The organism is Acinetobacter sp. ANC_7634, from assembly GCF_056779875.1.
Window position 1 is genome coordinate 164744 of sequence record NZ_JBWYIT010000004.1, and the last position, 11900, is coordinate 176643.

The window sequence follows — 11900 nt, forward strand, 5'->3', positions numbered from 1 at the left end:
ATTCAGAATTTACAATTAAATTCATTAGATCAAATTCAGCTTTAAATACATCAGTCCAACAATTTATTCGTTTGAACAAAGTTCCAGTGCAACGATCTCAACCTCAGTATCCACTTTAAATTTGACATTTAAGGGGCCGAAACTTAGCCCATAAATTCGCTCAGGATCATTTTGATAAGATGGTCTTGGATCAAATGACAAAACTTGTTCCAATTCCTTGATTAAACTTTCAGCGACACATTGTTGATCCAACAGTTGATTTCGCTGAATTTCAGCAGTTTTTGACCAAACAACTTTTTTTTGAATTGGCTTATCCTGTGCATAACCGCTCGTCGCCTCAACCACGGCATCAGAATATTGAATATATGGTTTGATATCGATAACGGGTGTTCCATCTAGTAAATCACTGCCAGACACATACAATCTCAAAGAATCACCTTCTTTAACAAGTTTTTTGAATTGTACGACTGACATACCGATAGGTGCTGGACGGTACATGCTTCTTGTCGCAAAGACCCCCACTTTTTTATTTCCACCTAAACGTGGTGGTCTGACTTGAGGCTTAAATTTTTGATTATTCTGATTTTTATTATCGTGAAACTGCCAAATCAGCCATAAGTGACTGAAATCATGTATACCTTCAAAAGCCAATTCATCATTATATGGCGCCAATAGTTCAATATAACTTTCAACATTTACTAAATTTGGCTGACGTGGAATACCAAACTTTTCTTTGTAGGGAGATCTCATTATACCAATCACAGGTAAAGTCAGCTCATTCATAATCACTTTTTTTGATAAGCTCAATTAAATATATTCAGTTTATCGAGAATGGTTTTAGTTTAGAATAGCAAGCTGTTCTAATTTGATAATTTATTGAGACCTTTAATGGCTGCTTTTAACGTCGAAAAGATTACTCACGTACACCACTGGAATGACACATTATTCAGTTTTAAAACGACTCGCGATACAGCATTGCGTTTTAAAAATGGTCAATTTGTGATGATTGGTTTAGAAGTCAATGGCAAGCCTTTAATGCGTGCATATTCGATTGCTAGCGCGAACTATGAAGAAGAACTTGAGTTTTTCTCTATTAAAGTTCCAGATGGTCCTTTGACATCAATCCTACAAAAAGTAAAAGTTGGTGATGAAATTTTAGTTTCTAAAAAACCGACTGGTACACTTGTTCTTGATGATTTAAATCCTGGTAAAAACTTGTATCTTTTATCATCAGGTACTGGTTTAGCTCCTTTCCTTTCGACTATCCGTGATCCAGAAACTTATGAGCGTTTTGAGAAAATCATCGTTGTACACGGTACACGCTATATCTCAGAATTGGCGTATCAAGACCTTATTCAAAATGAAATTCCAAACCATGAGTTCTTTGGGGAACTTGGTGCGAAAGAAAAGTTAATTTATTACCCAACAGTTACACGTGAAGACTTCCATACTCAAGGTCGTGTTACAACTGCGATTGAAACTGGTGCTCTTTTCGAGAAAATTGGCTTACCTCGTTTTAATCCTGAAACTGACCGTGCAATGTTATGTGGTTCTCCTGCATTCCTTGACGATGTAGCTGCACTTCTTGACCAACATGGCTTAAAAGAATCTCCACGTATGGGTGTTCTTGGTGATTATGTGATTGAACGTGCTTTTGTTGAAAAATAAAATTACGTACAATAAAAAAACCGAGCTTTTTTGCTCGGTTTTTTTATTGAGTGTTATATTTACCCTATTATTTAAATCGATTTAATCTTGATTTAACTCTGTAGCAACTTTATTCAGCAATGTTGAACTAGAAGCAATATCGTCATTTCAAATATTCAACATTCACAGTAATCACTAACACTTAGTTTCTAATGTATTAACTTTAATACTAGTAAACAATAGGGTTCTTTCATAAATCATTTTTTACTCAGTTCTAAATTATAAATCCCTGCGATTAAACTGAATCTTAATCCCAATCTTTTGCCTCGATTACGGTATCGCTCAGCAAGGATTCTAAAGGTCTTCAAAGTCCCAAATACATGCTCAATCCCAATTCTTCTTTTATTGATTTCTTGATTGTAAACTTTTAGCTCAGGTTCTAGTTTACAGTGCTTTTTTGCTTTTAATGGCAATAGACTATTTGGATACACCGTATAAATCCTTTGATAGCCTTTATCTGCAAGGATAAAAGACCCTTTAGGAATTTGATTCAGGTTGCGTTTGAAGAGCTCGAAATCATGTACTGCACCACAACTCGTGCATAAACTCAGAACTTGCTGTGTTCTATAATGGATAAGGGCTTGTACTTTGAAAGTATGAGCTTTCTTCTTACCACTATAGCTTTTCTTCTGTTTTTTTAGGTCTTTGTATTGGAATTTCTGTGGCATCTACGATCACCACATTCCAGTCGATACCTTCACCTTCAGGCAAACTCTTGGGTAAGTTAAATAGATTGGACTTGATCAGGCAATCCTCTACGTGGCGGACGATTCTTGAAGCAGTAGGCTCTGACACACCATAACTCGTTGCGACATGAAACAATGTTCGATATTCACGCCAATAACTTAAGCACAGAAGGATTTGATCTTCTACACTTAACTTAGATGGTCTACCTTTAGCAGGTACAAGCATTTTTAGCTGTTTAGCCATTAAATCAAAGGTTGACCATGAGATGCCTGTATATCGCTTAAACTGTGCTTCTGAAAGCTTCTTTGAGTCGATGTATTTCGTTCGCAAATTATGCATGAATATTTAAAATTATTCGTAACAAATAATCAGCAAGGGATAGATCTTTTTTTGATTTATGAAAGAGATCTAATATGATCCTGGTGGTATTGGTTTTTCGTAATTATTTCCATTAGCGTTAAATACTCCCTCTTGACTAATATGACCACCAGTGAAAGCACCTATCCTCATTGATTCTTTCGTATCAACATCTGTAATAATCATTGTATTATTTTTACTACTAAATCCTATTCCAACTTGCACCCCTTTGGATCGACCCACTGATTCGGATCACTTACATAAGCCGAAGTATTAATACCCCCCAGTAGTCCAATCGGGTCTTTTGATATATAACGTGCACTATTAATATCTGTAACGGTTGTAATGTAATCCTGTTTCCTCATCGTAATATTGCCCTTGGAAACGGATATCACTTTGTTCTAATGGGTTCTCTTGGTGCTTCAGTTTGATCTATTGTGTTTGTCCCCATGTATTCAGTGTTAACTCCCAAATACATTCGCCTTGTTCATTACTTAAGGATTGAGGTGTTCCTACTTGGTCACAGTAGTAAAACGCAATTCGTTCTAACTCTGCTCTATTTTTTCTTGTGTCTGTTCGCCAAACAGGGTCTTTATGAATTGAGTATGACTCTGTTTTAAATCTTTCTTAATTCGATGTTTCTATCAGTTGGATAAAAAAGTGTTGAAACCCTGCTTTAAATAACGTTACAAAGCTATTCGGCTCATAGATATAGTGTTTGGTATAGCTTTGCTTCTTTGTTCTGTGTTGTTTTTATCTAATGATTGCTCAGTTATATGTAGGCCAATTGGTTGTGCGGTAGATTTTGTGTGTAAACTTCTTCATTTGAAAATTATATGGCTGAAGAAGCCCTTAAGAATAGCTTTGTGCAACAAAGCCATAAACACAATAAAAATTCTAGCCTACTATTTCATTTTTTTAAAATAAAATATCAATAGGCTTTAAATTTACTAATTTTGATTTAAAACATCTAGTCTTTCTAAGTTTTCTTTAGCTAATAAAAATCCATTACTCAACGAGAGTTTATACCAATATTTAGCTTTAACCATATTTTTTTCGACACCTTCTCCATGCTCATACATCCAAGCTAAATTATTTTGTGCTAATGAATCATTCATATTAGCAGCCAGTTGAAAATAATGGAACGCCTTATTATTATCTTTCCGAATTATCTTTCCATCGTAATATTGTACTCCAAGCTCAGTAATTGATGGCAAGAAATCGTTTTCAACTGAAAACTCTAAATTTTCCAACATTTTATTACTATCATTTTGATCTCTATAAATTAAAGCTAATTGATAAGCCCCTAAACTATCTCCCAAGTTTTTGGCAGACAAAAACCACTTCTTAGCTTTTTCAACCTCATTTTTTTCTAGATACAAAAAACCTAAGGAATAATGTGCCGGCGAAAAACAATATTTAGCTGACTCTATTAAAAAAATCTCAGCCTTTTCATAATCTACTAGAACATTATTCCCAACCAAATAAGAATAACCATAATAATAACTTTTATAAAAATTATCATTCATTTTGTTAATATTATACTTAACTTTCTTATTATTTCCCTGTAAATTATATAAACTATTCTCCATAACTTTATCCGCTATAGAATAATCAATATCAATACAGTTTGCATATACAAAAAAAGGGGAAAATAAAAATATAAACAAAAATTTAATCAAAGATCACCTCAACATAACAAATATAGAAATTAAAAACATGATCAAAAATACTATTTGCACTATATAAAAAAATTTTATTTTTTCACTATAATAACCACCACCCCCTCCTTTAAATAAAATTTTTTTTATATATACAATATGATTTATACTTTTTAAGTTAAAATCAATATAACTGTCAACCTCTCCTTTTTCTAAAAGATATTTATACAAATAAAACCGAACCAAACAAAAACTTATTATAAAAAAAAGCAAACTCAAAATAAAAATTAAAACAATTAAACCATCAGTCATTATCTTAGCCCCCCGAAATCTAAAGGTTTTGTTGGAAGCATTCTTTGATTTTGCCTAATTTGATCATAATCAATTTTTGTTTCAGGAGCCAAGGCATCTTTTGATCTTTTCTCCCCACTTACTCCACTTACAGCTGCTCCTAATCCCACACCCACTGAAGCATTTCCATAAACCCCTCCCCCCCTTGAATAACCAACACAAGTTTGTACTGCTAATCCTAGTCCTGCGCTAGCACACAATTCATAATATTTACCATCTGTTTGCGTACCCGCATTAATAACTTCTCTTGTTGAAGTAACTTCCAAAGCAACTCCGTATGCATTTCCGCCTCTAACATTATACTTCCCATTACCATCATAGCCTGCAGATGCTGTTACACCAACTAAAGCTGCAGCAGTAGCGTTTACATTCATACCAGTTAGTACCCTATCAGTCATTTGATATAGTTCTGGTGCATCCTTAAGTCTAGTTGGTATTTTTGCTCCAGGAATGCGTTCAACAAATGCCTCTCTCATAGCGCTACCAAGAGTTTCATCCAACCCCAACGGATCGATCCACTGATTTGGATCACTCACATAAGCAAAGTTATTTAAACCACCTAATAGACCGATCGGATCTTTACTTATATACCGTGCACTAAATGGTTCGTAGTATCTGTAACGGTTGTAATGTAGTCCTGTTTCCTCATCATGATATTGCCCTTGGAAACGGATATCACTTTGTTCTAATGGGTTCTCTTGGTTCTTTGTTTTGATCTGTTGTGTTTGTCCCCATGTATTCAGGGTTAACTCCCAAATACATTCGCCTTGTTCATTACTTAAGGCTTGAGGTGTTCCTACTTGGTCACAGTGGTAAAACGCAATCCGTTCTAACTCTGCTCTATTCTTTCTTGTATCTGTTCTCCATACTGGATCTTTATGGCTGGAATACTGTTCCGTTTTAAATCTTTCGTAATTCGGTGTTTCTATCAGTTGTATAAACTGTTGATACCCTGCTTGTAATAGCGGTACAAAGCTATTCGGCTCATAGATATAGTGTTTGGTATAACTTTGACTATTTTGTTCTGTGTTATTTTTATCTGTTAATTTTGAACTGGTTTTTGATTCCCAGATCATTAAATCCCCATCCCAACCAAATAAGGTCAGGCTGTTATTTGCTTTGTTGGCTTTATACAGGCGTCGCCCAAAGACATCGTAGCCATATTCAGTGATTTGCCCGTTGTGGTCGCTTTCGATTAAGCGATTTAAGTTGTCCCACTTCAGTTTCAACTGTTGGTCTGCCTGCTGGGTTTCAATCACATTACCTTGGGCATCGTATTTGTAGTGTTTGCCTTGATAGTGTTTCACCAAGTTGTTTTTGATTTCTGCACTTTGCGTTGCAATTGGGTCTATTAAGTTGCCCGCTGGGTCAAAATGGTAACGTTCGGTTTGCTTTGAGCTTTGCGCTTGTATTAAGCGACCAATCGCATCGTAGTGACAACTAAGTTTACCTTTTTGACTATCTTGAACTTGAGTCAACAAATAGTTCGCATCATAAGTGTATTGGCGTTGTGCCTGATGTTGTATTCTATTGGCTATTTCTTGTTCTACATATATGCGCTGTGCAATCAGTAATCCAACGTCGTTGTATTGGTTGCTTTGGATTAATCCATTGGCAAGGTAGCGTTCTGTTTCTCGGTGTAGGTCATCACGTTTAAAACCCACCATGTCTTTTTTATTTAGGGCAAGACCATAGATGTGTCCTGATCCATAAGTTAAGTGGCTAATTTCCTGACCATCCGGACGAACAGTTTTGATGAGATTGCCGAGTTCATCGTATTCATAGCGTAGTACTGCAGTCATTGGTTTCAGATTTGGCACTTGGTAGTGTTGGTGTTCTCTAACCAATTGTCCTATCGCATTATGGTAGAAGTCGTTTTGGCTCTGTTGGTTCTTTGCTTGAATTAACTGGCTATTCAGATTGTAAGTAAACTCTTCTGTTTGTTGTTGTTTACTTTCGCGGTGAATGTAGGTTTTTGACGCAATTTGTCCGCCTTCATAGTAGCCAAATTGTGTGATGATATTCGGTTGTTGAATGTGGCTAAGTCGACCAAGCTCATCGTAACTATAGTGTTTTTCTTCACCATCAAAGGCTTGTTCGCGTGTGAGATAACCATAACTGTTGTATTCGAATACATATTCTGCATGGTTTTGGTTGATAAGTTTCTGTATACGCCCTTGTTTATCCCATTGATAAGCAATTTGGTGTTTGTTGGCATCAAGGCGTTTTTCTAATAGCCCCACTGCATTGTAGTGATATTGAGTCACCAGTCCTTTGGTATCAATGTGTTTGAGAAGGCGTCCTTCTTGGTCATGTTCAAAGTGTTCTTTTTGTTCATCTGGGTAAATGATCGTTTTGAGTTGGCCTTTGTCTATACCTTGATCACTATAGATGTATTGCACACCTGTTTGATCTGCGGCTTGTTGTTGCTTAAGTAGCCCTTCCTCATCATATTGCCAAGCACTTTCTTTACCCGAACAATCGATATAGGAGATCATTTGTCCAAAGTCGTTGTATTGGATTTTCTTAACACCACCTTTGGCATCAGTAATTTCAATCAATTGACCTTCGGCATTGTAATTATATTGTGTTGTGTGACCCAATGGATTGATTTCTTTGGTCATCAAGCCATCTGCATTGTATTCGCGTTTCCAAATATGACCTTCAGGATCTTTTATTTCAGTTAGATTTTTATATTCATCATAAGCAAATCGAATCACTCCGCCATTTGGTTGAATGATTTTACTCAGCTGACCTTCTTCATTGTATTGCTGTTGAGTTTCACGACCACTGTAATCAATCTCTCGAGTGATACGTTTATGTTGATCACGTGAATACCATTTTTCACGACCATCTGCTAATCGAATACGATAAGTAAAACCATCTAAATCAAAGTAGTAATAAGTCGGCACGTTGTAAGCATCATACACAGCGACTTGGCGCAGACGAGGATGCCATTTTAAAGTTGTTTTAAAGCTTCCATCATCCGACCATTCTTCAATGGCTTTTGCATTTGGTTCATTCGAATCATAACGAATATTTTGACCACGACCTGATCGATCGGTATAACGTGTTAATTGATGATACGCATTATATGAATACTGACGAGCGTGACCATTCTCATCATATGCTTCTACTAAATTTCCGTCATGATCGTACCCATAACGAGCAAGAGGTTGTTCTTGATCATCCACAAATATGGCGATAATTTTTGCTTCATCATTGTAAGCAAATTTCAAAATTTGCTGAGTCTTCTTAAAATTAAAATGGACGGTTTGTAAATAAGCTTTGCTATTTAGCAATATATAACGAAGATCAACTTGTTCTTGAGTTGATGAATTTTTCTCTTGTGTAAGCTGATAACTTTGACCTTGATCGAATGTACTAAATTGATAATCCCATTCTGTTCCAAAATTTAGGACTAATTCACCCTGTTCATTTAGACGCGTTGTAATACCTTGGAATGGAACTTCATAGGATTCACTCATAATGATCGATGGCAATTGTTGTTTTCTGCCTTTTGCATCAATAAACAAATAACCCTTTTCATTTGGAACAATCAAATTAGAAAAAGGCATTAACCAACGAGCACCCAAAGCACCGTTATCGAATTCCGCCATTTGGGAGTTATAAAGTCGATTGAATACTAATCCCAGCTTAGGTAGGCTGAAGTCTACATGGGAAACTCGTTCAGCACCTATAGAATAGCTAATACTATGAGCAGTATTGGTTTCAGCACTTGTTGTTGGTTCAGCTGGATTCAAACATGGAGGATCCATTAATGCATCTGCTTGCAAACTGACAAATTCAAGGATATCGCCATCAGTTTGACGCTCAAACTCACCAGTTTGATTAATCGGAACACTGGCATTTCCCTTATTTTGATTATCTTGAATAGCCTTAAGTGTTTGTTGAATGAGCCAACCAAGACTGTATTGCAAGCTTGGGTTTGTCTGATTCTGCAAATCGTTACTAATCGAAGTAATCGCCTCTACAAGTAAAGTTTCAAAATGACTCGGAGTTGATTCAATTTTAGGCGTTAAATCTGCTCGAGGCTCAACACTGAGTAAATCTATTAATGGTATTGCCCAATTTTGAAATTGTAAATTTGGATCTCTTTTTTCAGCTGATGCGCTCGATGTTATTTCCGTTACAACAGACGATAATGAAGATGATTGAAGAGATTTTAGAATCTGAACAGCCAAGGCATTTGCATTCGTTAATAAGTCCGCTAATTTAGCTTGTGTCTCTTTTAGATAGGTCTCTAAATTCCCTGCCATTCTTGCATTAAGATGTAATTCCATACGTCGAATGTCAGTTGACTTAATTTTACCATTTTCAGGATATAGACATTCAGCCATTAATCCTAAAATGGGACGTAAACCCATCCTTGCATGTGCTTCATGTTTAGGCTCTGCAAACAATCCAATTAAATTCGCACCAAGTAAAGCATTTCGTTGTATTGAAAGCACTTCTGTTTGAGGAGACATTGCATACAACAATAAATCAAGCACACTTCCACTTAAAGCATATATATTAGCTACAGTAGTTATATGGGCATTTGCTTTGACTTTAAGTAATGATGTTTGGCCACAGACCACAAGGAAATTTTCAATTTGATTAGCAATAACTTGTAAGTCCGCTACACTACTCACACTGTCTAAATTAAATACAGCAAGTTCAACACTCGATTGTGCCTTATTAGAAACTTGTTCGTTTTCAGTTGCCATGACTAACCTATATATTTTTAATCTTTTAAATTTTTCGCGTTATATTGTTCTAAATCAGGACGATCATTACTCGTTTTTAATCGAGTTGTTTCCGTATATTTAATGCCGCCAGATTGATAATATTTTTGTGAAATAAACTGATCATCTACTGATGTTGAATTCTTTGTACTCACATCTACTTTATTCACTTGTATAGGCTTATTAACCTCAACAGTCTTTTGATTTGTTAACAATGGAGCTGGATTCGATTTCGTACTGATTCTTGTTGTTTCGGTATACGTTAATCCGCCAGATTGATAATATTTCTGTGCAATGTAGTCATCAGTTACAATGACCTTTTCAGATTGATTCGTAATATTTTCCTGATCCAATACTGTATCAAAATTTGTATTTGGCATAAACCCAGTTGAATTCATAAAATTCGGAATCAACTTCGATGTGGCCTGCTGAGTTATAAAATCAACGCCTTGCGTACGAATCATATCTAGTGATTGAGAAGGATTTACTGCCATTTGGCTTATAGTCTTCAATTGATCAGGACTTAAACCTAAATTTAATTTTTCTGAAATTCCACCTAAGGTTGAACTTGCCACTTGATTTTTGAGTTGGCCAACAGTTTGGTCTGCTAGACCTTTTAAAGCATTCTTGCCTATATCCTTTAAATTCATACTATCAAGTTGAGTCAAATTATTTTTAACTTGAGCCATTAAATTCTGACCCAGCTGATTTAAGCTCGAGTTCACAAAATTAGATGCACCAGGAATTACTGCATCTGCCCAATCATAACTTCGCGAAAAATGACTTGATAATGCCCAAGGACTTCGCTCATCTTTATCAAAAATGACTTGTGCACCACCAGGAGCAATTCCTGTTACTTGAGCAAAACCATTCGCATCTAATTTCCCTGTTATTGTCTTACCAAGAGAGTCAATAACTTTATATCCAGCTCCTTTAAAGAATTCACTTCCACCATAACTTCTTAAAAGATTCAATGCGCCTTTTAACGGTTGCATTGTTGGCAATTGAGCTGAAGTACTTACACTCGCTCCCGGCTTAAATAAATGTTGTCCAGCCTTGACTTCAAACTTACCAGCTGTGGTCGGTAAAACTCCCGAACTGCTAATTTCAATCTGTGAGCCGCCACCGATCAACACTATTTTTTTTGCCGCTTTAATTTCAATTCGATCTTCCGTCGAAATAATCTGCACCCCCTTTCTTGCAATCAGGTCAGCACCATCCCCTTGAGCTTGAATCTCAATCTTACCTTTACCTGCATACAGTCGTGCCCCTTCTTGCGCTGCAAATAAGCTGATCTTTTTGCTGGCATGTCCGATGATGCTGTCTTGCGTACTGGTGTTAATGCTTCCTTGTGCAATTTGGTTGATCTGCCCATCTGCACTGAGGTGGATGTCTTCGTTACTTTCTACGGCAATTGAACTTGGTGAAGCCAAGAGCATGATCGCTTGTTTAAAAGCCGCGGCTTTGCTTTGGTCTTCGCTCTCTAAGTTCTTGAGATAGCCCTGTAGGTTTTCGAGTAAGCTCAGTGGATCAGTTTGTTGATTTTTTGCCACTTCACTCAAAGCTTTGGCGTTGTTTAAGCTACTTTCGAGTTGTTGTTTGGCTTCGCTTGCATCTAAATGGTTTGCTTTGGCTTCTTCTTGTTTGTAGGTGGAGATGAGTATGCCTTCGCCTGCTCGTACTGCACCCCATTGGTCAGTTCTGAGTTCGAAGCCTTCACCTCGTCCTTCACTTTCTGCGGTTGCTTTGGGATGACTGAGATTCCCTAGGTTGAGTTGGCTCGCCCCGTGGGTGTTTTGCAGTTGGGTGGAGATTTGTCCTGTGGTGTCATCAAAGCGGAGTTGTCCATAACCTTCGCCTTGGACTTCTTTACTTTTAATCCCTGCGAGTTTTTTTGTGTCCGGCAGTTGGCCTTGACTGTCAAATCGGGTTGGGCTGCGTTGGGCTTCATGTAGGCGGCCCACCACAAAGGGGCGGTCGATGTTGCCGTCAAAGAAGTCGATAACCACGATTTCATTGATTCGAGGAAGGAAGCGTGCGCCATAGCCTTCGCCTGCCCATGGGGTCAGTACATCGACCCAAGCTGAATCGGTATCGTTGTTGTTACTGCCGGCACCACCATCAAATTGGTGGTCTTCTGCTCGGGTAAACAGAAAGCGTACTTTGATGCGTCCCCATTCATCGACATGGATTTCTTCTCCTGCAGGTCCCACCACTTTGGCGCGTTGCGGATGGGTGCTGGGTCGATGTTGTAAGGGGTTGTATTCGGGTACGGTTTTGATGTTGCGTCGTTGTAGAATGAGTTCGCTGGCTTGGCGTTCTTGGTCCTTGTGGGTTGCTTGGTTGGTGTCTGTCTTGTGTTTTGGTGTCCATTGGCTGCGTTGTAGCA

Annotated in this window: 7 protein-coding genes and 1 pseudogene; 1 reads left to right on the forward strand and 7 read right to left on the reverse strand. The window is 37.3% G+C overall.

The annotated features are described in order from the left end of the window. Window positions 1-63 precede the first annotated feature (63 nt). Window positions 64-783 carry a tRNA (N6-threonylcarbamoyladenosine(37)-N6)-methyltransferase TrmO gene (tsaA, locus tag AC1M9A_RS06910; protein WP_481609919.1) on the reverse strand — a complete coding sequence of 240 codons (720 nt, stop codon included), beginning with the start codon at window positions 781-783 and terminating at the stop codon, window positions 64-66. 105 nt (window positions 784-888) lie between these two features. On the opposite strand from tsaA, the gene AC1M9A_RS06915 reads away from it, so the two are divergent. After that, on the forward strand, window positions 889-1668 hold the full coding sequence (locus tag AC1M9A_RS06915; protein WP_035267346.1) for a ferredoxin--NADP reductase: 780 nt from the start codon (window positions 889-891) through the stop codon (window positions 1666-1668). Window positions 1669-1904: 236 nt separating this feature from the next. Here AC1M9A_RS06915 and AC1M9A_RS06920 read toward each other — a convergent pair whose 3' ends face one another. The 6 genes and pseudogenes from AC1M9A_RS06920 to AC1M9A_RS06945 form a co-directional block, all read right to left on the reverse strand. Further along, complete coding sequence (locus AC1M9A_RS06920) at window positions 1905-2375, reverse strand: transposase (RefSeq protein WP_481609920.1); 471 nt, start codon at window positions 2373-2375, stop codon at window positions 1905-1907. After that, complete coding sequence (locus AC1M9A_RS06925) at window positions 2323-2733, reverse strand: transposase family protein (protein WP_218947400.1); 411 nt, start codon at window positions 2731-2733, stop codon at window positions 2323-2325. Before AC1M9A_RS06925 ends, AC1M9A_RS06920 begins: the two co-directional genes overlap by 53 nt. A 242-nt stretch (window positions 2734-2975) precedes the next feature. Beyond that, window positions 2976-3495 (reverse strand): annotated as a pseudogene (locus tag AC1M9A_RS06930) (RHS repeat domain-containing protein); the annotation flags it as partial. A 206-nt stretch (window positions 3496-3701) separates the two neighbouring features. Next, entirely contained in the window at window positions 3702-4343 is a 642-nt protein-coding gene (locus AC1M9A_RS06935) for a tetratricopeptide repeat protein (protein ID WP_481609921.1), read from the reverse strand. Between the two features lie 380 nt (window positions 4344-4723). After that, window positions 4724-9493: an RHS repeat-associated core domain-containing protein gene (locus AC1M9A_RS06940; protein WP_481609922.1), complete on the reverse strand. Its 4770-nt coding sequence runs from the start codon at window positions 9491-9493 to the stop codon at window positions 4724-4726. A gap of 17 nt (window positions 9494-9510) precedes the next feature. Next, on the reverse strand, window positions 9511-11900 hold a 2390-nt coding region (locus tag AC1M9A_RS06945), incomplete at its 5' end, for a DUF2345 domain-containing protein (protein ID WP_481609923.1).